Annotated in this window: 22 protein-coding genes; 8 read left to right on the top strand and 14 right to left on the bottom strand. The window is 61.6% G+C overall.

Annotated features, from left to right (window positions below):
• The first annotated feature begins 2 nt into the window (after positions 1–2).
• Positions 3–911 (top strand): site-specific tyrosine recombinase XerD, encoded by a 909-nt coding sequence (xerD, locus tag B9Z34_RS03080; RefSeq protein WP_108426611.1) that lies wholly within the window; start codon positions 3–5, stop codon positions 909–911.
• Positions 912–1,054: 143 nt separating this feature from the next.
• On the opposite strand, the gene B9Z34_RS03075 is transcribed toward xerD, so the two are convergent.
• Positions 1,055–1,831, bottom strand: coding sequence for a ferritin-like domain-containing protein (locus tag B9Z34_RS03075; protein WP_108426610.1), 777 nt, complete (start codon positions 1,829–1,831; stop codon positions 1,055–1,057).
• 85 nt (positions 1,832–1,916) lie between these two features.
• On the opposite strand from B9Z34_RS03075, the gene B9Z34_RS03070 reads away from it, so the two are divergent.
• Both B9Z34_RS03070 and B9Z34_RS03065 read left to right on the top strand, forming a co-directional pair.
• Positions 1,917–2,441, top strand: a complete 525-nt coding sequence (locus B9Z34_RS03070) for a gamma carbonic anhydrase family protein (RefSeq protein ID WP_108426609.1) — start codon at positions 1,917–1,919, stop codon at positions 2,439–2,441.
• Between the two features lie 68 nt (positions 2,442–2,509).
• Positions 2,510–3,496, top strand: coding sequence for an Hsp33 family molecular chaperone HslO (locus B9Z34_RS03065; RefSeq protein WP_108426608.1), 987 nt, complete (start codon positions 2,510–2,512; stop codon positions 3,494–3,496).
• Positions 3,497–3,584: 88 nt separating this feature from the next.
• Here the strand turns inward: B9Z34_RS03065 and B9Z34_RS03060 are convergent, their stop codons facing one another.
• The 7 genes from B9Z34_RS03060 to B9Z34_RS03030 are packed head-to-tail and all read right to left on the bottom strand — an operon-like array spanning position 3,585 to position 9,248.
• Complete coding sequence (locus tag B9Z34_RS03060) at positions 3,585–4,253, bottom strand: AAA family ATPase (protein ID WP_108426607.1); 669 nt, start codon at positions 4,251–4,253, stop codon at positions 3,585–3,587.
• Positions 4,250–4,819, bottom strand: coding sequence for a nicotinamide riboside transporter PnuC (pnuC, locus tag B9Z34_RS03055; RefSeq protein WP_108426878.1), 570 nt, complete (start codon positions 4,817–4,819; stop codon positions 4,250–4,252). The genes B9Z34_RS03060 and pnuC overlap by 4 nt, the downstream gene beginning before the upstream one ends.
• Positions 4,819–5,094 carry a cell division protein FtsB gene (gene ftsB, locus B9Z34_RS03050; RefSeq protein WP_108426606.1) on the bottom strand — a complete coding sequence of 92 codons (276 nt, stop codon included), beginning with the start codon at positions 5,092–5,094 and terminating at the stop codon, positions 4,819–4,821. The genes pnuC and ftsB overlap by 1 nt, the downstream gene beginning before the upstream one ends.
• A gap of 5 nt (positions 5,095–5,099) precedes the next feature.
• Positions 5,100–6,386, bottom strand: a complete 1,287-nt coding sequence (gene eno, locus B9Z34_RS03045) for a phosphopyruvate hydratase (RefSeq protein ID WP_108426605.1) — start codon at positions 6,384–6,386, stop codon at positions 5,100–5,102.
• Between the two features lie 50 nt (positions 6,387–6,436).
• Complete coding sequence (locus B9Z34_RS03040) at positions 6,437–6,724, bottom strand: DUF1330 domain-containing protein (protein WP_108353705.1); 288 nt, start codon at positions 6,722–6,724, stop codon at positions 6,437–6,439.
• Entirely contained in the window at positions 6,721–7,575 is an 855-nt protein-coding gene (gene kdsA / locus B9Z34_RS03035; protein WP_108426604.1) for a 3-deoxy-8-phosphooctulonate synthase, read from the bottom strand. Before kdsA ends, B9Z34_RS03040 begins: the two co-directional genes overlap by 4 nt.
• Positions 7,576–7,601: 26 nt before the next feature.
• Entirely contained in the window at positions 7,602–9,248 is a 1,647-nt protein-coding gene (locus B9Z34_RS03030) for a CTP synthase (RefSeq protein WP_108426603.1), read from the bottom strand.
• 321 nt (positions 9,249–9,569) lie between these two features.
• Between B9Z34_RS03030 and coaBC the strand changes: the two genes are divergently transcribed.
• Both coaBC and dut read left to right on the top strand, forming a co-directional pair.
• Positions 9,570–10,784, top strand: coding sequence for a bifunctional phosphopantothenoylcysteine decarboxylase/phosphopantothenate--cysteine ligase CoaBC (gene coaBC / locus B9Z34_RS03025; RefSeq protein ID WP_108426602.1), 1,215 nt, complete (start codon positions 9,570–9,572; stop codon positions 10,782–10,784).
• Between the two features lie 69 nt (positions 10,785–10,853).
• Positions 10,854–11,303, top strand: coding sequence for a dUTP diphosphatase (dut, locus tag B9Z34_RS03020; protein WP_108426601.1), 450 nt, complete (start codon positions 10,854–10,856; stop codon positions 11,301–11,303).
• A gap of 116 nt (positions 11,304–11,419) precedes the next feature.
• Here dut and B9Z34_RS03015 read toward each other — a convergent pair whose 3' ends face one another.
• A complete protein-coding gene (locus B9Z34_RS03015) occupies positions 11,420–11,953 on the bottom strand; it encodes a peptidylprolyl isomerase (protein ID WP_108426600.1) in 534 nt (177 codons plus the stop codon).
• Between the two features lie 88 nt (positions 11,954–12,041).
• Here B9Z34_RS03015 and B9Z34_RS03010 point away from each other — a divergent pair, with 88 nt between their 5' ends.
• Positions 12,042–13,178: a cupin domain-containing protein gene (locus B9Z34_RS03010; protein WP_108426877.1), complete on the top strand. Its 1,137-nt coding sequence runs from the start codon at positions 12,042–12,044 to the stop codon at positions 13,176–13,178.
• 211 nt (positions 13,179–13,389) lie between these two features.
• Here the strand turns inward: B9Z34_RS03010 and B9Z34_RS14595 are convergent, their stop codons facing one another.
• The 5 genes from B9Z34_RS14595 to B9Z34_RS02980 form a co-directional block, all read right to left on the bottom strand.
• A complete protein-coding gene (locus B9Z34_RS14595) occupies positions 13,390–13,596 on the bottom strand; it encodes a hypothetical protein (RefSeq protein ID WP_199220045.1) in 207 nt (68 codons plus the stop codon).
• A gap of 73 nt (positions 13,597–13,669) precedes the next feature.
• The gene (bamC, locus tag B9Z34_RS03000) at positions 13,670–14,779 is read right to left on the bottom strand and encodes an outer membrane protein assembly factor BamC (RefSeq protein ID WP_233249407.1); all 1,110 of its coding nucleotides are present in this window, start codon (positions 14,777–14,779) and stop codon (positions 13,670–13,672) included.
• A 26-nt stretch (positions 14,780–14,805) separates the two neighbouring features.
• Positions 14,806–15,702, bottom strand: coding sequence for a 4-hydroxy-tetrahydrodipicolinate synthase (dapA, locus tag B9Z34_RS02995; RefSeq protein WP_108426598.1), 897 nt, complete (start codon positions 15,700–15,702; stop codon positions 14,806–14,808).
• A 110-nt stretch (positions 15,703–15,812) separates the two neighbouring features.
• Positions 15,813–16,358, bottom strand: a complete 546-nt coding sequence (locus B9Z34_RS02990; RefSeq protein ID WP_108426875.1) for a bifunctional 2-polyprenyl-6-hydroxyphenol methylase/3-demethylubiquinol 3-O-methyltransferase UbiG — start codon at positions 16,356–16,358, stop codon at positions 15,813–15,815.
• 269 nt (positions 16,359–16,627) lie between these two features.
• Positions 16,628–17,839 (bottom strand): MFS transporter, encoded by a 1,212-nt coding sequence (locus B9Z34_RS02980; protein ID WP_108426596.1) that lies wholly within the window; start codon positions 17,837–17,839, stop codon positions 16,628–16,630.
• 100 nt (positions 17,840–17,939) lie between these two features.
• Here B9Z34_RS02980 and B9Z34_RS02975 point away from each other — a divergent pair, with 100 nt between their 5' ends.
• Together B9Z34_RS02975 and parC are read left to right on the top strand one after the other, a co-directional pair.
• Entirely contained in the window at positions 17,940–19,922 is a 1,983-nt protein-coding gene (locus B9Z34_RS02975) for a DNA topoisomerase IV subunit B (protein ID WP_108426595.1), read from the top strand.
• Between the two features lie 124 nt (positions 19,923–20,046).
• The gene (gene parC / locus B9Z34_RS02970) at positions 20,047–22,410 is read left to right on the top strand and encodes a DNA topoisomerase IV subunit A (protein WP_108426594.1); all 2,364 of its coding nucleotides are present in this window, start codon (positions 20,047–20,049) and stop codon (positions 22,408–22,410) included.
• The last annotated feature ends 36 nt before the right edge of the window (positions 22,411–22,446 follow it).

Below are 22,446 nucleotides of genomic sequence, written 5' to 3'. Positions count from 1 at the left end.
CCATGCATGAGGCCAGCCAGAGCGCCATCGACCGATTCGCCGAAGCCCTCTGGCTGGAAGACGGCCTGGCTGCCAACACGCTGGCAGCCTACCGTCTGGATTTGTCGCTTTACGCTACCTGGCTGTTTTTGACGCACAGGCTGGCGCTGGAAGCGACCCAAGAACACCATCTGCAGGCCTATTTCGCCGAGCGCCATGGCCAGACCAAGGCCACGTCAGCCAACCGCAGGCTCACGGTGTTCAAGCGCTTTTTCCGGTGGGCGTTGCGCGAACGCCTGATCCAAAGCGACCCCACGTTGCGCATGTTGGCCGCCAAACAGGCGCTGCGTGTGCCCAAAACCTTGGGCGAGGCGCAGGTGGATGCTTTGTTGCGTGCGCCGGATGTGGCCACCGATCTGGGCTTGCGCGACCGCGCCATGTTGGAGCTGATGTACGCCAGCGGCCTGCGGGTGAGCGAGTTGGTCTCGCTCAAAACCTTGCATGTGTCACTCAACGAAGGCGTGCTGCGCATCATGGGCAAAGGCAGCAAGGAGCGGCTGGTGCCCTTTGGCGCAGAAGCGCGGGAATGGCTGCAGCGCTACCTGGGGCAGGCGCGGCCTACCTTGCTCGGCCAACGCCAGACCGAAGACCTCTTTGTCACCAGCAGTGGCCCCAAGCCCGGCACTGCCATGTCACGCGTCATGTTCTGGAACCTGGTCAAACGCTATGCCATCGAGGCAGGCATCACCGCACCCTTGTCGCCGCACACGCTGCGCCACGCCTTTGCCACGCACTTGCTCAACCACGGGGCCGATTTGCGGGCGGTGCAGATGCTGCTGGGCCATGCCGACATTTCGACCACCACCATCTACACCCATGTGGCGCGTGAGCGCCTCAAGACCCTGCACGCCCAGCACCACCCCAGAGGGTGATGCATCTGCCGACTCTGTGGGAGGCAGCCTCTGCAGCCGGATGATTGCACTTTTGTAGGTCGGTAGCTTTAGCTCCGACTGGGTGCTTTGCCGACGAGGGCAATGTCGGACCTGAAGGTGCCGACCTACCGTGGGCGGGTATTTCAGCTCAAGGCCGCTAACTCCGCCTCTTCAAACCCGGCCAGACGCCGGGCCGCCATGTTGAAGGGTGGGCGCAGTTTGGGGGCGTCGTATTGCGCGATCAATTCGGTGTAGGTGCGCACCGGGTCGAGGCCGCGCTGCGCGCACAGGTAGCGGTACCAGCGGTTGCCTGCGGCCACATGGCCGATTTCTTCTTCCAGGATGATGTCGAGGATCTCGCCCGCTCTGTGGTCACCCACACTGACCAGTTTGTTTTTCACGCCCGGTGAGGCGTCCAGCCCCCGCGCTTCCATGGTGCGCGGCACGATGCCAATGCGGGCCAGAATGTCGTCCTTGGTGCGCTCGGCCATGTCCCACAGGGTGTTGTGGGCTGGAAAGTCGCCGTAGTCAAAACCCATGTCCAGCAAATGCTGGCGCAGCAGGCTGAAGTGCTTGGCTTCTTCTTGGGCAATGCGCACCCAGTCGGTGTAAAACGCCTCGGGCATGCCCGCAAAGCGCCAGACCGCGTCGAGCGCCAGGTCGATGGCATTGAGTTCGATGTGCGCAATCGAATGCACCAGCATGGCCCGGCCCTCAGGCGTGGCCATGGATTTGGCTTTGAGCTGGGTGTGCGGCACCAGCACAGGGCGGTCGGCGCGGCCGGGGCCTGCAGCGGGGGCGCTCAGGCTGTCGAGCGCGCCCACGGGCAGGCTCAGGTCCAGCGCCAAGGTGGCCTGGGCCTTCAGGTTCGGGTCGGTTTGCGCCCAAGGGATCAGGGCGGCGGTGCGCAGGGTGTGCATGGTGATCGCAGGCAGCGCCCACGGCAGGGTGTTGGCATCCCTACAATTGTAGGTTTTCAGACATCCAGACCCCGAGGAGACCCCCATGGCCATTTACCAACTTGACGCACACATCCCCCAGGTGGCCGACTCCGCTTGGGTGGCCGACAACGCGCAGGTGATGGGCGCGGTGCACATCGCCGCCGATGCCAGCGTCTGGTTCGGTGCCACGGTGCGGGGTGACAACGAGCCGATCAACATTGGCGAGGGCAGCAACATCCAGGATGGCAGTGTGCTGCACAGCGACCATGACAAACCCCTGACCATCGGCAAGCATGTCACGGTAGGCCACATGGTCATCCTGCACGGCTGCACAATTGGTGACGAATCCCTGATTGGCATGGGCGCGGTGGTGCTCAACGGGGCCAAGATCGGCAAGCACTGCCTGGTGGGCGCTGGCGCGTTGGTCACCGAGGGCAAGGAGTTTCCAGACGGCTCGATGATCGTGGGTTCGCCCGCCAAAGTGGTGCGCGAATTGACGCCCGAGCAGATCGAAGGCCTGCGCCAAAGTGCCCGCAGCTACATGCAAAACGCCCGGCGCTTCAAGACCGGCTTGAAAAAAATCGCTTGAGGCTTTTTTCGCCCGATTGGAACCCCTTTAACTTTTGAGGATCAGCCCGAGCGGCTGTTGATTGCACTTTGTCCGAACTCCACAAATTCATTTTCGAAGGCCTGCCCGTGCGCGGCATGCTGGTGCGTCTGACCGATGCCTGGCAAGACATCCTGGCGCGCCGCGCCGCCAACTCCGAAACCGGCGCCTACCCCGCACCTGTGCGCCAGTTGCTCGGTGAAATGGCCGCAGCGGGTGTGCTGATGCAGGGCAACATCAAGTTCAACGGCGCTTTGGTGCTGCAGATTTTTGGTGACGGCCCGGTCAAGCTCGGCGTTGTAGAGGTGCAACCGGATTTGAGCCTGCGCGCCACCTGCACCCAGGTGGGCGAGGTGGCCGACGACGCCACCCTGAGCCAGATGGTGAACGTGCACAACGAAGGCCGTTGCGCCATCACTCTGGACCCCCAAGACCGTTTGCCTGGCCAGCAGCCCTACCAAGGTGTGGTGCCTTTGTTTGGTGACCGGGGCGAAAAGCTGGAAAACATCAGCGAAGTGCTGGAGCACTACATGCTGCAGTCCGAGCAGCTCGACACCGTGCTGGTGCTGGCGGCCGACGACAAGGTGTCAGCGGGCTTGCTGATCCAGCGCTTGCCCATCGAAGGCGAGGGCAATTTGGCGGGCAAGACCGACTCACTCATGCGCGAATCGGTGCTCGGCCAGAGTGAAGACTTCAGCCGCATCTCGATTTTGACCAAAAGCCTCAAGCGCGAAGAGCTGCTGGGCTTGGACGCGGAAACCATCTTGCACCGTCTCTATTGGGAAGAGCCCTTGGCGCGTTTCGAGCCCTTGATGGGTGAGCGCGGCCCGCGCTTTGCCTGCCGCTGTAACCGCGAACGGGTGGGCCAAATGATCCGCAGCCTGGGCGCCGAAGAGGTGGAAGGCATCATCGCCGAGCAAGGCCAGGTGGAAGTGGGTTGCGACTTTTGCGGTGCGCAGTATCGCTTTGACCCGGTGGATGCTGCGGGCCTCTTCACAGGTTTGCCGGCCGATGTACCGGGCGGCTCGGTGCACTGAGAATCTCTGTGGCAGCGAGCCCCTGCTGGCGAATGGGTGCATGGGCGTCGCCAGCATTTGGCCGCAGGGGCGGCCTCCAACAGGTGCTTTAGCCTGATCGCTTGGCCAGCAGACCGGTGAACAGCTTGTGTTCACAATCCGGGTCGCTGCATTCGTTGCATTGCCACACCGTGCGGCCCTGGTTGATGGCATATTGGGATTGCTCGCGCAGCGCCCACGCGGCAGCATCCTCGCTCGGCAAGCCCAAGGCCAGCAGGGCATTGTTCAGGCGTTGGTGGCCTTGTCCGTAAACCACGCGGTAGGCGATGCCCGCACGCTCCAGCGCTTGACGCACCAGCGTGTCCACCGGGCCGCGCACGTGCGGGCCGTCGCGTTGCAGGCCATCGGCCACCCAAGGCAAGTCGATCCCGGTGACCAAGGTGCTGTCGTACAGGGCCTGGTGCGCCAATGCCATGGGGTAGAGGCTGTCGTCGCCAAACAGCATGTGGCTGTAGACCGCTGTCATGAGGGGGGTGGTGTCCGCAACCACCCAGACGGGTGGGGCTTGTTCCACAGCCCGAGCCTGTTCGATGGCGATGCCCATTTGCTCGTGGGGATGCGGCGTTCGGCCTTCGCGCGCGCACCAGCCGCGCAGCACTTCGTCCACCGTGCAAACGGCATGCCCACGGGCCCGTATCACGCTGGACAAGGCTTGCGTGAGCCAGGACTTGCCCGTGCTTTCTGCACCCAGGATGGCGATGCGCTGCACGCGACTCATGCGCCCTGGTGGCGCAGCTTGCGCTGCCAAGCGCGCCAGCCCCACACGCTCATGGCCGTGAACAATGCATAAAGCACAGCCGTCAGCCACAGCTCTTTGTGCACAAACAGCGCCACGCTGATCACGTTGACCACCAGCCAGACCAGCCAGTTCTCGATGTATTTGCGACCCAACAGGGCCTGGCCGACCAGGCTCAAGGCCGTGGGCAAGGCGTCCCACCAGGCCACATCGCTGTCGGTGAAGTGTTGCAGCAGCAGGGCCAGTGCAGGCCACAGCACGGCGCTGGCCATCAGCACCAGCCGCCAACCCCGCGCTGACAGCCGCTGGATCACGAGGGCCGGTTGCGCGTCGTCGCCCTTGCGCAACCATTGCCACCAGCCCCAAAAGGCGAGAGCGGCAAAAACGAGTTGCAGACCCGCTTCACCGTACAGCAGACTGTTCTTGAACACAAAAAAATAAAGGATGGAACTGGCGATGGCCAGCGGCCAACTCCAGTGCACCTCCTTGATGCTGCAGACCACCATCACCAAGGCCAGCACGAAACCGGCGATCTCGGTTGTGGACATCATTTGGCGATTTGCACGTAGATTTCGTTGGGTTTGACCATGCCCAGCTCATGGCGCGCCCGCTCCTCGACCATGTTCAAGCCCTCTTTGAGGTCATTGACCTCGGCATTGAGCTGCTCGATCTGAAGGCGGGCTTCTTCGTTCGCTGCTTTTTGTTGCTGCAGCTCACGCTCGAGCTCGGCCACACTGGGCACACCGCCCTTGCCCAGCCAAAGCTGGGCCTGGATGATCGCCAGCAAGGCGATCAGCACCACAGGAACAAGGCGGTTGCCCATTGGGGTCAGCGCAGGTTGTAGAACGCATGGCGACCGGGGTACACCGCCACGTCGCCCAGGTCTTCTTCGATGCGCAGCAGCTGGTTGTACTTGGCCATGCGGTCCGAACGGCTCATCGAGCCGGTCTTGATCTGACCGGCGTTCAGACCCACGGCGATGTCGGCGATGGTGCTGTCTTCGGTCTCGCCCGAGCGGTGGCTGATGACGGCGGTGTAACCGGCGCGCTTGGCCATCTCGATGGCTTCGAAGGTCTCGGTCAGGGTGCCGATCTGGTTGATCTTGATCAGGATCGAGTTGGCGATGCCTTTGTCGATGCCTTCCTTGAAGATCTTGGTGTTGGTCACGAACAGGTCGTCACCGACGATTTGCACGTTCTTGGCCAGGCGGTCGGTCAGCACTTTCCAGCCGTCCCAGTCGCCTTCGGCCATGCCGTCTTCGATGCTGATGATGGGGTACTTGTCACACCAGGTGGCCAGCATGTCGGTCCACTGCTCGGATGTCAGGCTGATGCCGCCTTCACCGGCCAACACATACTTGCCATCTTTGTAGAACTCGCTGGCGGCGCAATCCAGACCAATCGCGATTTGTTCACCCGCGGTGTAACCGGCAGCAGCGATGGCGTCCAGAATCATTTGAATCGCTGCTTCGTGGCTGTCGACGTTGGGGGCAAAGCCGCCTTCGTCGCCCACGGCAATGCTCATGCCCTTGTCGTGGATGATTTTCTTAAGGGCGTGGAACACTTCGGCACCGTAGCGCACCGCTTCGCGGAAGCTTGGTGCGCCCACGGGGATGATCATGAATTCTTGCAAGTCCAGGTTGTTGTTGGCGTGTGCGCCGCCGTTGATGACGTTCATCATGGGCACGGGCAGTTGGTTGCCGTTCATGCCGCCAAAGTAGCGGTACAGCGGTAGGCCGGACTCTTCGGCCGCAGCGCGGGCCACGGCCATGGACACGGCCAGCATGGCGTTGGCGCCCAGGCGGCTCTTGTTCTCGGTGCCGTCCAGGTCGATCAGGGTGCGGTCCAAAAAGGCTTGTTCGGAGGCGTCCAGGCCCAGCACGGCTTCGGAGATTTCGGTGTTGATGTGTTCGACGGCCTTGAGCACGCCTTTGCCCAGATACCGGCTCTTGTCGCCGTCGCGCAGCTCAATGGCTTCGCGGCTGCCAGTGGATGCGCCAGACGGCACAGCGGCACGGCCCATGACGCCGGACTCCAGCAGCACGTCGCATTCGACGGTGGGGTTGCCACGGCTGTCGAGGATTTCACGGCCGACGATATCAACGATTGCACTCATTTTTGAACTCTCTCAATTTAAAAACAAAACGGGTCTTCAAAGCCGGCGTGTCAGACGCCTTCGACGGCCACCATGCGCATGATGGCCGCGCCTTCTCGGGCTTCGCGGGCTTTGAGGTATTCGGGCAGTTCGTAAAAGTCCTTGGCGGCCTCGAACGAGGGGAACTTCAGGACAACGATGCGCTCAGGGGCCCAGTCGCCTTCGAGCACTTGCACCTGGCCGCCGCGCACGCAGACTTCTGCACCGGCCGTTTTCATGGCAGCGGTAGACCACTTTTTGTACTCTTCGTACTGGGTGGGGTTGGTCACCTGCACGTGGGCGATGATGTAGCCGCTCATGAAAAATCATCCTCTAAAAATGGGTTTTTCTTGGTCACGGCATCGAGCTGGACCAAGGTTTCCAACAAAGCTTTCATTTTGCCCAGCGGTACGGCATTGGGGCCATCAGACCAGGCCTCGGCGGGTTTGGGGTGGGTTTCCATGAAGAGGCCTGCCACGCCCGCAGCCACGCCCGCACGGGCGAGCACCGGCACCATCTCGCGGGCACCGCCGCTGCTGGTGCCTTGGCCGCCGGGCTTTTGCACCGAGTGGGTCACATCGAACACCACGGGGGCCCCGGTTTTGCGCATTTCGGCCAAGCTGGTCATGTCGGCCACCAGGTTGTTGTAGCCAAAGCTCACGCCGCGCTCGCAGGCGAGGAAGTTGTCTTCGGGCAGGCCGACTTCGCGCGCGGCGCTGCGGGCTTTGTCGATGACGTTCTTCATGTCCCAAGGGGCCAAGAACTGGCCCTTCTTGATGTTCACCGGCTTGCCCGACTGGGCCACGGCGCGGATGAAATCGGTCTGGCGGCACAAGAAGGCGGGGGTTTGCAGCACATCGACCACGCTGGCCACCGTCTTGACCTGCGACTCGTCGTGCACATCGGTCAGGATCGGCACGCCAATCTGGCGGCGCACCTCATCCAGGATCTTCAGGCCTGCATCGAGGCCGACACCGCGCTGGGTGTTGCCCGAGGAGCGGTTGGCTTTGTCAAAAGAGCCTTTGTAGATCAGCGGGATGCCCAGGGCCGTGCAGGCTTCCTTGAGGCGACCGGCCACTTCGAGGGACATCTCCAGACCTTCAATCGAGCAGGTGCCCGCAATCAGGAAGAAGGGCTGCTGCAGGCCAACGTCGAATCCACAAAGTTTCATGGCTTGCTCCTGTGCGTTGATGGTTCTCAGGCGGCAGCCTTGTGTTCAACCGCCGCCTTGACGAAGGCGTTGAACAAAGGATGTCCGTCCCAGGGTGTGGACTTGAATTCGGGGTGGAACTGCACGCCCACATACCAAGGGTGAACCGTTTGTGGCAGTTCGACGATCTCGGTCAGCTGCTCGCGCTGTGTCAGCGCCGAGATCACCAGACCGGCCTTGCGCAGGTCGTCGAGGTAATTGACATTGGCCTCGTAACGGTGGCGGTGGCGTTCGGTCACCACGTCGCCGTAGATCTGGTGGGCCAGCGTGCCCTTGGCCACGTCGGAGCTTTGCGCGCCCAGACGCATGGTGCCGCCCAAATCGGAGTTGGCGTCGCGTTTCTGGATGGAGCCATCGGCGTCTTTCCACTCGTTGATCAGGGCGATCACGGGGTAGGGGGTGTCGGGCTCGAACTCGGTGCTGTTGGCGTCCTTCATGCCGGCCACATGACGGGCGTACTCGATGGTGGCCACTTGCATGCCCAAGCAGATGCCGAGGTAAGGCACTTTGTGGGTGCGGGCGTATTGGGCCGTTTCGATCTTGCCCTCGACACCGCGTTTGCCAAAGCCGCCGGGCACCAGCACGCCGTCGAATTTGGCCAGGCTAGCCACAGTCTCGGGGGTGATGGTTTCGGAGTCGATGTGCTCGATCTTCACGCGCACATGGTTGCGCATGCCGGCGTGCTTGAGCGCTTCGTTGACCGATTTGTAGCTGTCGGTCAGTTCCACGTATTTGCCCACCATCGCAATGGTCACTTCGCCTTGGGGGTGTTCGGTGTCGTGCACCAGATCGTCCCAGCGCTTGAGGTTGGCGGGTGGCGTGTTCAGGCGCAGTTTGTCGCAGATCAGACCGTCCAGGCCCTGCTCGTGCAGCACACGGGGCACTTTGTAGATGGTGTCCACGTCGGGCATGGAGATCACGCCCCAGCCCTGCACGTTGGTGAACAGCGAAATCTTGTCGCGCTCGTCGTCGGGGATGTAGCGGTCCGCGCGGCACAGCAGGGCATCCGGCTGGATGCCGATTTCGCGGAGTTTCTGCACGGTGTGTTGTGTCGGCTTGGTTTTGAGTTCCCCGGCCGTGGCGATCCAGGGCAGGTAAGTCAGGTGCACAAAGGCGGTGTTGTTGGGGCCTAGGCGCAGACTGAGCTGGCGCACGGCCTCCAGAAAAGGCAGGGACTCGATGTCGCCCACAGTGCCACCGATTTCGACGATGGCCACATCCACCGCTTCGGGCGTGCCGTAACCCGCGCCGCGCTTGACGAAGTCCTGGATTTCGTTGGTGACGTGGGGGATGACCTGCACGGTCTTGCCCAGGTAGTCGCCACGGCGCTCTTTTTCGAGCACGCTTTTGTAGATCTGGCCGGTCGTGAAGTTGTTGGCCTTCTTCATCCGGGTGTTGATGAAGCGCTCGTAGTGGCCCAGGTCCAGGTCGGTTTCTGCGCCGTCGTCGGTCACGAACACTTCGCCGTGCTGGATGGGGGACATGGTGCCGGGATCGACGTTGAGGTAGGGATCGAGCTTGATGAGGGTGACGGAGAGGCCGCGCGATTCGAGGATGGCGGCAAGCGATGCGGAGGCGATTCCCTTGCCCAGGGAAGACACCACACCGCCGGTGACGAAGACGAATTTGGTCATGTCCAAGACGGGAGCCAACAGCCCCCGGTAGGTGGAAATCGTGATTATAGACAGTCGGGTTCGGGGTTTTCCCGGTCTTCAGGCGTTTCTTGTGGGTTTCCGCGCCGGGTCTGCGGTCGTTTTTCGCGCTGAGGCGGGCACAGGCCGGTCGTGCTCATAACTCGCTTCGCTCGCCAAATCGCCCGATCCGGCCTGCACTCGCCTCAGCGCTGCGCTGTCCTTGAATTTTGGTAGGAGCGAGCCCCTGCTCGCGAATGCGTGTTGAGCCCTAGCCCTCGTATCAACTCCTTGGGCACGTTGTGGTCTGCTACATTCCCCGCCATGAGCACATTGGCTGGAAAACACATCGTTCTGGGCTTGTCGGGCGGCATTGCGGCCTTCAAGTCGGCAGAACTCTGCCGCGCCTTGATCAAGGCCGGCGTCACCGTGCAGGTGGTGATGACTGAAGCGGCCGAGCAATTCATGACGGCCGTCACCATGCAAGCCCTGTCGGGCCGGCCGGTCTACACCTCGCAGTGGGACCCGCGCGAGTGCAACAACATGGCGCACATCAACTTGAGCCGCGAGTCCGATGCGATTGTGGTGGCCCCGGCCAGTGCGGATTTCATGTCCAAACTGCTGCACGGCGGTGCCGATGAGCTGCTGAGCCTCATGTGCCTGGCGCGGCCCTTGGACAAAGTGCCATTGATTGTGGCCCCGGCCATGAACCGCGAGATGTGGTCCAACCCGGCCACGCAGCGCAATGTGGCCCAACTCAAAGCCGATGGCATCCATGTGCTGGATGTGGGGCAGGGCGATCAGGCCTGCGGCGAAACAGGTGACGGGCGCATGCTCGAAGCCGATGAAATTCTGGAAGAGCTGGAAGCGTTTTTCACGCCCAAGGTGCTGGCGGGTAAGGCGGTGCTGGTCACGGCAGGGCCCACTTATGAGGCGATTGACCCGGTGCGCGGCATCACCAATTTGTCGAGCGGCAAGATGGGCTTTGCCATTGCCCGGGCGGCCCGCATGGCCGGGGCGAGTGTCACGCTGGTGGCGGGGCCGGTGCATTTACCCACACCACGAGGCGTGCAGCGTGTGGATGTGCGTTCGGCACATCAAATGCTCGAAGCTGTGCTGTTGCATGCCGATGCGGCCGGTGTGTTCATCGCCACCGCCGCTGTGGCCGATTGGCGGCCGGCCCATTCGGCCGATCAAAAGATCAAAAAAGACGGCTCCGGTCAGACCCCTGAGCTGAGCTTTGTAGAAAACCCGGACATTCTGGCCACCATCGCCCAGTCACCGCGTGGCGTGTCGGGCGATTTGTTCTGCGTGGGTTTTGCCGCTGAAAGCCACGACCTGCTGGCCCACGCCATGGCCAAGCGCCTTCGCAAGGGCGTGCCCCTCTTGGTGGGCAATATCGGCCCAGCCACTTTCGGCCAGGACGACAATGTCTTGCTCCTGGTGGACCAGGCTGGTGCACGCGAGTTGCCCCATGCCAGCAAGCAGACGCTGGCGGTGCAGCTGATCGAGGACATCGCCGCTCGCTTGGCCCGATAAACCTGTCCTGCGTTCAGTATCAGGAAAAAAGCCTGAAGACAACGTTCAACGCCCAACACTTAACCCCACATGAACATCGACCTCAAAATCATCGACCCCCGCATGGCCGATCAATTGCCTGCTTATGCCACCCAAGGCAGTGCAGGTCTGGACTTGCGTGCTTGCCTTGATGCGCCATTGACTTTGCAACCCAATGCCTGGCAATTGGTGCCTACCGGCATCGCTGTGCACCTGAAAGATCCGGGTTATGCCGCGATGCTGTTGCCGCGTTCGGGTCTGGGTCACAAACATGGCATCGTGTTGGGCAATTTGGTGGGCCTGATCGACAGTGATTACCAAGGTCAACTCATGGTGAGCGCCTGGAACCGCAGCGATGTGGCCTTCACCATTGAGCCGATGGAACGCATCGCGCAGATGGTCATCGTGCCCGTGGTGCAAGCCGCCTTCAATGTGGTGGCTGAGTTTGATGCGCCAAGCGAGCGTGGCGAGGGCGGTTACGGCTCAACGGGTAAAAAATAAGTCCATACCGCAGGTCGGAACTTCAGCGCCGACATGGCGAACCCCTGTGGCGTGTCGGGGCTAAAACCACCAAGCTACAACCACCGACCCGGCGCTCGCACGATGGCCCTGATGGATCAGTGCAGAGTCTGTCCTGTGGGCATGCCTTCATCGCCCACTTCGATCTTGAAAAAGCCCGTGCCGCAGCTGCCGCTGCCCACTTCGGCTTCAGTCGCCTCGCGCACCGATTCGACTTTCAGGTGAAGCCGCAGCGCAATGCCCGACAGCGGGTGGTTGCCGTCCAGCACCACGTGCTCGGGGTAGATTTCGGTCACGGTGTAGAGCACATTGCGCGGTGCATCCGGGTTGCAGCCTTTGGGCAGGGCAGTGCCTTCGATGGTCAAACCCGGCTCCAGGCCCTCGGGGAAGAGGGCCAATGGCTCCAGGAAAAGCAGGTTTTCATCGAAGTCGCCAAACGCATCCTCGGGCTCCAGATGCAGGTCGACTTTGGCACCTTTTTCGTGGCCCTGCAGGGCTTCTTCGATTTTGGGCAGCAGATCTTGGCCGCCGATGAAAAATTCAACCGGCTGGTCCAGGGTGTCCAGAACTTCGCCTAGCGTGTCTTTGAGTGTCCAGGTCAGTGCGACCACAGAAGGTGTCTTGATTTCCATAGGACAATTGTCGCAGTTTGGCGGCCTGTTTTTCAGGCCGCTTGTGCTTTGAATGAGGGCTTGCCAAGGCCTGCAACCGGATCGGAACATGAACACAGAACAACCTTTGGCCCTCTTGGGCGGCCTGACGCCCAGCCAATTCATGAAGCGCCATTGGCAAAAAAAACCTTTGCTGGTGCGCAACGCCATACCGGGTTTCGTGCCCTGCGTGGGCCGCGCTGAATTGGTGGCACTGGCGGGGCAGGAGGGCGTGGAGTCGCGTCTGATTGTGGATTCGCCCAAGGGCTGGCAGATGAAGCACGGCCCGTTGCCCAAGCGCAGCTTGCCGCCCTTCAGTCAGAAGAAGTGGACTTTTCTGGTGCAGGGCGTCGACTTGCACCACGACGGTGTGCATGCGCTGATGCAGCAGTTCCGTTTTGTGCCCGATGCACGGCTGGACGATGTGATGATCAGCTACGCCACCGAGGGTGGTGGTGTGGGGCCCCACTTTGACAGCTATGACGTGTTTTTGCTGCAAGCCCATGGCCAGCGCCGCTGGCGCATTGGCCGCAACCAGGACCTGAGTCTGCAGCCGGGCGTGCCGCTCAAGATTTTGCAAAACTTCGAAGCCGAAGAGGAGTTCGTGCTGAACCCGGGGGACATGCTGTATTTACCGCCTAAATATGCGCACGACGGCGTGGCTGCGGGCGAGTGCATGACCTGGTCGATCGGGTTTCGGGCGCCGCAAGAAGGGGAGTTGGCGCGTGAGCTCTTGCTCGGTCTGGCCGATGAGGCGTTCGAGGGGGTTGGCGATGCGCTGTACCGCGATCCGAAACAAACAGCGGTGACGACACCTGCCGCTGTGCCGCCGTCTTTGGCTGGCTTCGCGCGGCAAGTGCTTGAAAAAGCGCTCAAAAACCCGACTTTGCTCGACAGCTTGCTGGGCGAGTACCTGACCGAGCCGAAGTCCAATGTCTGGTTTGAAATCTCCGACCTTGAGCCTGATTTGTCGGCAGGCGTGCAACTCGATCGGCGCACCAAAATGATGTACGACGAGCGGCATGTGTTCATCAATGGTGAAAGCTTCCGTGTGGCCGGCAAGGATGCCCGCTTCTTGCGTCAATTGGCTGACAACCGTTGTTTATCCGCGGCTTCTTGTGCCAAATTGAGCGACTCCGCCCGCGAAGCCTTGCTCGATTGGATGGTGGCCGATTGGTTGAAACCCGCTGAGGATTTTCCCGGGTAACAGCATGGTTTGAAGGTTTCGCGTCAGCTTTGTGATTTCTGTTATCCGATGCCCTAGGGAAAACGATATAATTTATGGCTGAGAACAAAAGAGCTCGAGTGCTTTTGTCTCGGTCCAAGCAGTCTTGAAGGCTGCTTTCGACAATTTCCGGAAATTGTTTTAACCCCATAAGGAAAAATCATCATGAACAAGTCCCTCGTTTTGGCTGCCATCATCGCTGCTGCTGCTCTGTCCGCTTGCGGCAAAAAAGAAGAAGCCGCTGCTCCTGCTGCTCCAGCTCCAGCTGCTGCACCAGCCGCTCCTGCTGCTGACGCTTCTGCTGCACCTGCTGCCGCTCCAGCTGCTGACGCATCTGCTGCCAAGTAATGGTTTGCCGCTTTCCTGGCTTGCGCCGGGAACGCATCAAAAAACCCCGCATCGCGGGGTTTTTTTATGGGTCATCGGCGGCCAGTGCCGAAGGTGGGGGCTGGCCCCCACCCATCACAGTGCGTTCAGCGCAGCTCGTTGGCCAGCAATTTCAGGATGCGCTCGGCGTTGCCCGAGGTTTCAGGCTGGCCGTTGGCATCTTGCACGCGCACGATGCTGGTGTTGCCTTTTTCGGTCAAGGCGATGCGGTAACGGGACAAAGCCACCTCTTCTTTTTTGCTGCTGAACAAGCGGGCAAAAAAGCCGGGTTCCTTGTCGGCCGTGGTGCCAGGTGTGACATAACGGACGAAATAAACCCCTTTACTGCGGTCGCGGTCTTCCACCGTGAAACCTGTGCGGTCCAGCGCCACGCCGGTGCGACGCCAGGCGCGGTCCAGCGTGTCGTTGATCTGGATGGTGGGTTGTCCGTCCAGGCTGGTGACAGCGGTCACTTGGGCGGGCGTTGCGCCGCTGGCCGCTGTTTTGGCGGCCTCGGGTGAGGTGCCCAATTTCACCATCAGGCGTCGCAGGAACTCGATTTCGAGTTCGGCATCGCTGGCGCGGGGCTGCCAGATGGTTTGCTCTTTTTGCGGGCTGGTGTAGTTCTCGACCATGCCGCGGTGGGTGATGTAAATCTCGACGCCGCCTTGTGCGTTGCGCTCTACCCGGGTGCGGAACTTGTCGCGCTCGCCCGTCGAATACAAGGAATCGAGCACCTTGCCCAAAGTCCTGCGGATGATGTCCTGCGGGATCTTGGCGCGGTTTTCTGCCCAGTCGGTTTCCATGATGCCCACGTCCGGCGAGTCGGTGATGAGGACAAAACCGTTGCTGGTCCAGAACTCACGCAGTGGCTCCCACACCTTGTCGGCAGGGCGTGCCACCACCAACCAGCGCTGGTTGCCTTGACGCTCCATGCGCACATCGCCCAGGCTGTTGGCGGCGGTGCCGGCATCGGCCACGCGGGCGCTGGCGCTCTGGAAGCCAGACGCCGTGGCCGAGTTGCTCTCGATGGCGTAGCGGGAGTCCCGGCGCAGTTGGCTCAGATCGGGTGGAATCTCGAGTGTGGGCGCTTTGGCTGCACTTTTGTAGTCAATCTTGTCTTCTTCCAAGATGGAGCAGCCGCTGACCAAAATGGCCAAGGCTGCGACAACGGCAGTGCGTTGCACCGTTTGGGAAGACGTAGAGCGAAGGGACAATTTCACAAGCAATCCTTAGGTGGAAATCAAATCAGGCCGCTGGCCTTGAGAGCGGCCTCGACGACAGGTTGTTGCGACTCGGACAGTTCGGTCATGGGCAAGCGCAAGGTCGGGCCACACAGGCCCATGCGTTGCATGGCCCACTTCACGGGAATCGGATTGGCTTCGACAAACAGGTTTTTGTGCACGGGCATCAGCTGGAACTGGATGCGCATGGCTTCTTTCACATCACCGCGCAGGGCCGCCATGCACAGCTCGTGCATGAGGCGCGGGGCCACGTTGGCAGTCACGCTCACGTTGCCCGCACCGCCGCAGAGCATCAACGCCACTGCAGTGGGGTCATCGCCGGAGTAGACCGCAAACTCTTTGGGCAGATCGCGGATCAGCCATTGGGCGCGTTCGATGTTGCCCGTGGCTTCCTTGATGCCGACGATGCCGGGCACTTGGGCCAGGCGCAAAACGGTGTCGTGCTGCAGATCGGCCACCGAGCGGCCGGGCACGTTGTACAAAATCACGGGCAAGTCGGGCGTGGCTTCGGCAATCGCGCGGAAGTGCCGGTACTGGCCTTCTTGTGTGGGTTTGTTGTAGTAGGGCACCACCTGCAGCTGGCAGTCGGCGCCGACCTTTTTGGCGAACTTGGCCAGCTCGATGGCTTCGGCTGTGGAGTTGGCGCCGCAACCGGCCATGATCGGCACGCGGCCTGCAGCCTGCTCGACGGATACGCGGATGATTTCGCAGTGCTCATCGACCGTGACCGTGGGCGACTCGCCCGTGGTGCCGACCACGCCAATGCAATCGGTCCCCTCGGCCACATGCCAGTCGATCAGTTTTCGCAAAGTGGGGTAATCCACTTGGCCGTCTTCGAGCATGGGGGTGATGAGGGCAGGAATGCTGCCTCGGATGGGGCGAAATTCGGTGGTCATGTCCGGTGTTTCTGAGCAGAAAGAACCCATTCTAACGATTGCAGGCCGCTTTGATGAGCTCGGACGCAGTGGAATTTCGGTCGCAAGGTTCGGGTAAACCCGGGTAGGTATCAAGCGGCATGCAATGGCCAGCGTTGCCCTTGGCCCGCAGTCAAGGGTCTGACTGCGGCAATGCGTTGGACAAATCGGTCTGGCGATGGCTCGAAGCCATCCTCAAAAGCCACGGTGCGCAGGCCAGCGGTCGCTTGCAGCAGTTCGCCTGGCTGCAGCAAAAAGTCGGGCCGCGAAGGTTTGCCGACCGTTTCGTTGCCAGCGGCAAAGGTTTCGTAAATCAACACGCCACCCGGGGCCACGCTGTCCACGATGAGGGACAGCAGGGGCCGCCACAGGTAATGGGTGACCACCACGCAGCCGAAGGTTTGCCCGGGGAAGGGCCAGGGGCCGTTTTCAATGTCGGCGCAGATGACTTCGCCATGCGCTTGGGCCCAAGCCAGCGCCTCGGGGTTGCGGTCTACGCCCTGCACACGGTGGCCCTGCGCTGCCAACCAGCGCATGTGGCGGCCAGCACCACACGCCACATCGAGCACATGGCTGCCCGGAGCGATCAAATGGGCCCAGCGTTGCAGCCAGGCCGAGGGATTTTCGGTGCCGTGCATGGCTTTCATCCTGTTTACTCAAAAGCAAGACCACAGCTGTTCGGACAGCATGATGATCACATCGGGTTTGGCATAAAGCCAGAAGGTGATGGCCAGGAGGAGGGCGGCCGCGATGCCAAGCCCGGATTTCCTGTAAGGTGCTCTGTGGGAGGCCGCCCCTGCGGCCGAAGGGGGGGGAAGACCAGAGGGCGTTGAAGCTTGGTTTGCATTCGCGAGCAGGGGCTCGCTCCCACTGGGTAAGTTGGCCGGGCTGTCAGGCATGTTGGCGCTCATGCTGCTTGGGGTGCGTGGCGCTGAATCGGGCTTTCGCGCACAGGCAGATTCACCAGCGCGGCAAACACGCCCAGAGCAATGGCCAAGTACCAGACGATGTCGTAACTGCCGGTTTTGTCATACAGATAACCGCCGAGCCACACGCCCATGAACGAGCCGATCTGGTGGCTGAAAAAGATGAAGCCGCTGAGCATGGACAAGTGCGCCACACCAAAAATCTGCGCCACGGCCGCGTTGGTCGGCGGGACGGTGGACAGCCAGAGCAAGCCCATCACGGCCGAGAAGATGTAGACGCTCATCGGAGTCAACGGGGCCAGCAGGAACAGCATGATGGCCACTGAGCGCGTCGCATAAATGAAGGCTAGGATCTTTTTCTTGGCCATTTTTTGACCCAAAGTGCCTGCAATGTAAGTGCCAAAGACGTTGAACAGGCCGATCAAGGCCAGCGCATAACTGGCCACCTGCGGGGCCAGGCCGTGGTCTTTCAGGTAGCTGGGCATGTGCACGCCGATGAACACCACCTGAAAGCCGCACACAAAATAGCCGGCCATCAGCAGCTGAAAGCTCGGGTATTTGAAGGCTTCTTTCAAAGCCTGAGCAATCGTCTGGTCGCGCTTGACCTGGCCAGGGGCATTCAGTGCGGGTTCGCGCAGGCCCCAAGCCAGAGGAATGATCAGCATCGCTGCCGCGGCCAGGATGATCAATGCGGTTTGCCAGCCCATCTGGCTGATCAGCAGGCCCTCGACGGGCACCATCAAAAACTGGCCAAAACTGCCGGCCGCTGCCGCCACGCCCATCGCCCAGGAGCGGCGTTCGGCGGGCACGTTGCGACCAATCACGCCATAAATCACGGCGTAAGTGGTGCCCGCTTGCGCGGTGCCAATGATCACCCCGGTGAACAGGGCAAACACCCAAGGGTCGGTCGACCAGGCCATGCCCAAAAGGCCCACGCCATAAATCAAAGCCCCGATGGCAATGACCCGAAATGCGCCAAAACGGTCCGCCACCATGCCCGCAAAAATGCCCATGAAACCCCAGGCCAGATTCTGGATGGCCATGGCAAAGGCGAATTCTTGACGGCCCCAACCTTGGGCTTGGGTGATGGGCTGCAGCCACAGGCCAAAGCCGTGGCGAATGCCCATGGACAAGGTGACAATGGCCGCGCCACAGGCCAGCACTTGGAACAGGGAAAGGGGTTTGTGTTGCATCCCCTGACTTTAACCAATCTCCTGAACTCAGGTGCTTGCGCTCAAAACCACTGGTTTTGCATCCAGTGGGTCGGCATAAATCCCACTACAATCCGCCACCATGGCCACCCAATCCACTGTCAAAACCTCGAACGAGTACTCTGAAGGCTCGATCCGCGTCCTTAAGGGCCTGGAGCCCGTCAAGCAACGCCCGGGCATGTACACCCGCACCGACAACCCCCTGCACATCATTCAGGAAGTGCTGGACAATGCTGCCGACGAGGCGTTGGCGGGTTACGGCAAAAAAATCAAAGTTGTCCTGCACACCGACGGCTCGGTCAGCATCGAAGACGATGGCCGTGGCATCCCCTTTGGCCTGCACCCCGAAGAAAAAGCGCCCGTGATCGAGCTGGTGTTTACCCGCCTGCACGCGGGCGGCAAGTTCGACAAGGGCAAGGGCGGGGCTTACAGCTTCTCGGGCGGTTTGCACGGCGTGGGCGTGTCGGTGACCAATGCGCTGTCCAAACGCCTGGAGGCCACGAGCTACCGCGAAGGCCAAGTGGCAACGCTGGTGTTTTCGGGCGGCGACGTGACCGAGCCGCTGGTCGCTCGCCCCGCAGGCGAGGGCGACCGCAAACAGGGCACCACCGTGCGCGCCTGGCCAGACGCCAAATATTTCGAATCCAGCGCCCTGCCTATGAACGAGCTGACGCACCTGCTGCGCAGCAAAGCCGTGCTCATGCCGGGCGTGACGGTGACCTTGGTGAATGAAAAAACCAAGGAAACCCAGCAGTGGCAATACAAAGCCGGTCTGCGCGATTACCTGACGCAGACCCTGACCGGCGATCCGGTCATCCCCTTGTTTGAAGGCGAAGGCTTCGCCGACGGCAACAGTGAAAGCTTTGCCGAAGGGGAGGGCGCTGCGTGGGCTGTGGCCTTCACCGAAGACGGTGCGCCGGTGCGCGAGAGCTATGTGAATTTGATCCCCACCAGCGCAGGCGGTACGCACGACAGCGGCTTGCGCGATGGCCTGTTCACCGCCGTCAAAAGCTTCATCGAGCTGCATGGTTTGCTGCCCAAGGGCGTCAAGCTCATGCCCGAAGACGTCTTCGCCCGCGCCAGCTATGTGCTGAGCGCCAAGGTGCTGGACCCGCAGTTCCAGGGCCAGATCAAGGAGCGCCTGAACTCACGCGACGCGGTGCGGCTGGTGTCCAGTTTTGTGCGCCCGGCCTTGGAGTTGTGGCTCAACGAGCATGTGGACTACGGCAAAAAGCTGGCGGAGCTCGCCATCAAGGCCGCACAAACCCGCCAGAAGGCCGGTCAAAAAGTCGAAAAGCGCAAGAGTTCGGGCGTGGCCGTGCTGCCCGGCAAGCTGACCGATTGCGAAAGCCGCGACATCGCAGACAACGAGGTCTTTCTGGTCGAGGGCGACTCGGCGGGCGGTAGCGCCAAGATGGGCCGCAACAAGGAAACCCAGGCCATCTTGCCCCTGCGCGGCAAAGTGCTCAACACTTGGGAAGTGGACCGCGACCGCTTGTTTGCCAACAACGAAATCCACGACATCTCGGTGGCCATCGGTGTGGACCCGCATGGGCAGGGCGACAACCCCGACATGAGCAATCTGCGCTACGGCAAGGTCTGCATCTTGAGCGATGCGGACGTGGACGGCTCGCACATTCAGGTGCTGCTGCTGACGCTGTTCTTCCGCCACTTCCCCAAGCTGATCGAGGCGGGCCACCTGTATGTGGCGCGTCCGCCGCTGTTCAGGGTCGATGCCCCTGCACGCGGCAAAAAGCCCGCGTCCAAAGCCTATGCGCTCGACGAGGGCGAACTCACCGCCATCATCGACAAGCTGCGCAAAGACGGTGTGAAAGAAGGCGGCTGGAGCATCAGCCGCTTCAAGGGTCTGGGCGAGATGAGTGCCGAACAGCTGTGGGACACCACGCTCAACCCCGACACCCGCCGCCTGCTGCCCATCGAGCTGGGGCCGCTTGACAACGCGGGCACCGAAAGCCTCATGACTCAACTCATGGGCAAAGGCGAAGCCGCCGCCCGCCGTGAGCTGATGGAACTGCACGGCGACAGCATCGAAATCGATGTGTGATGGGCATTGTCATGGCCGCGAACGCGGCCATCCATGCCGGCTTGACTTGGGCCGAATGGTTCCCGGGTCAGAGCGTTCAACCGGTCGGTTGAAAGAAATTTGAATCCGTCATTGAAAGTACGCCATGACTGTTGATTTGTTAACCCCCGTCACCGACGCAGCCCCCGAAGGCGACCACCTCGGCGCCTATGCCCAGCGGGCCTACTTGGAATACGCGCTGTCCGTCGTCAAAGGCCGCGCCTTGCCCGATGTGTGCGACGGCCAAAAACCGGTGCAGCGGCGCATTCTGTATTCGATGGACCGCATGGGTTTGTCGTACAGCGGCCCCAACAACAACATTGCGGCCAAGCCCGTCAAAAGCGCCCGCGTGGTCGGTGATGTGCTCGGCCGCTACCACCCGCACGGCGACACGGCGGCATACGACGCGCTGGTGCGCATGGCGCAGGATTTTTCGCAGCGCTACCCGCTGATCGACGGCCAAGGCAACTTTGGTTCGCGTGACGGCGATGGTGCAGCCGCCATGCGTTACACCGAAGCGCGGCTATCGCGCATCACCAGCTTGCTGCTCGACGAGATCGACATGGGCACGGTGGACTTCATTCCCAACTACGACGGCTCCACCGAAGAGCCGCGTCAGTTGCCCGCCCGCTTGCCCTTCACCCTGCTCAACGGCGCGAGCGGTATTGCCGTGGGCCTGGCCACCGAGATCCCCAGCCACAACCTGCGCGAAGTGGCCGACGCCTGCGTGGCCCTGATCAAAAACGACAAGCTCAGCGACAGCGAGCTGATGGCCATCATTCCTGGCCCGGACTACCCCGGTGGCGGTCAGATCATCAGCCCGGCCAGCGACATTGCCGACGCTTACCGCACCGGGCGCGGCAGCCTCAAGGTGCGTGCCCGCTGGAAGATCGAAGACCTGGCCCGTGGCCAGTGGCAGTTGGTGGTGACGGAGTTGCCGCAAGGCGTCAGCTCGCAGCGCGTGCTCGAAGAGATCGAAGAGCTGACCAACCCCAAGGTCAAGGCCGGTAAAAAAGCGCTCAGCACCGACCAGCTGCAGCTCAAAGCCAGCATGCTCGCCGTGCTGGACGTGGTGCGTGACGAATCGAGCAAAGACGCCGCCGTGCGCCTGGTGTTCGAGCCCAAGACCAGCCGCATCGAACAGCAGGAACTCATCACCGCCTTGCTGGCCCACACCAGCTTGGAAACGTCTGCACCGATCAACATGACATCGGTGGGCATCGATGGCAAGCCCATCCAGAAGTCCTTGCGCCAGATGCTGGTGGAGTGGATCAGTTTCCGCCAGACCACCATCACCCGCCGCAGCCAGCACCGCCTGAACAAAGTGCTCGACCGCATCCACATTCTGGAAGGGCGCCAGCTGGTGCTGCTCAACATCGACGAGGTGATCCGCATCATCCGCCACAGTGACGAGCCCAAGCCTGCACTGATCGAAGCCTTCAAGCTCACAGACCGCCAGGCCGAAGACATCCTGGAGATTCGCCTGCGCCAACTGGCCCGTCTGGAGGCCATCAAGATCGAACAAGAACTGAGCGAACTGCGTGAAGAGCAGGGCAAGCTCGAAGAGATTCTGGGCAGCCCCGCTGCGCTGCGTCGCCTGATGATCAAGGAGATCGAAGCCGATGCCAAGACCTTTGCCGATCCGCGCCGCACGCTGATTCAGGAAGAGAAAAAAGCCGTGGCCGAAGTGAAGGTGGTGGATGAACCCGTGACGGTGGTCGTGTCCGAAAAAGGCTGGGTGCGCGCCCGCACCGGCCACGGCCACGACGCCACGGGCTTCGCCTTCAAGGCGGGCGACGGCCTTTACGGCACCTTTGAATGCCGCACCGTGGACACGCTGCTGATCTTTGGCAGCAATGGCCGCGTCTACAGCGTGCCCGTGGCCACCTTGCCCGGGGCGCGTGGCGACGGCCAACCCGTGACCACGCTCATCGAACTGGAAGCTGGCACTCAGCTAGCCCACTACTTTGCAGGCCCGGCCCACGCCACGCTGCTGCTCAGCGGCTCAGGCGGCTACGGTTTCATGGCCTCGGTCGAGAATATGATTTCGCGCAACAAAGCGGGCAAGGCCTTCATCAGCCTGGGCGACGGCGAAACCGTCTGCGCCCCCAGTCACGTGAGCGGCTCCAGCGCCACTGTGCCCGCCGACAAACAGCCCATGCCCGCAGCCAACAGCGTGTGTTGCGCCAGTACAGGCGGCCGCGTGCTGACCTTTGAGATCAGCGAACTCAAAACGATGGAAAAAGGCGGCCGGGGCCTGATGCTCATCGACCTTGAAGCCAAGGACACCCTGGCGGGCGCAGCGGCCTACACCCGCAGCGTCAAGATCGCTGGCATTGGCCGGGGCGGCAAGGAGCGCGAAGAAACGCTCGAAATCCGCAGTCTGAACAACGCCAAAACCGCCCGCGCCAAAAAAGGCAAAGTGGCGGATTTGGGCTTCAAGCCGAACCGGGTGACTCGGGTGGAATGATGCTTTTTTAAGCACACCCCGCCAGCCCTTGAGGGG

The sequence above is a fragment of the Limnohabitans sp. Hippo3 genome, from assembly GCF_003063665.1.
Classification (GTDB): domain Bacteria; phylum Pseudomonadota; class Gammaproteobacteria; order Burkholderiales; family Burkholderiaceae_C; genus Limnohabitans_A.
This window is presented reverse-complemented; position numbering and strand designations above follow the sequence as displayed.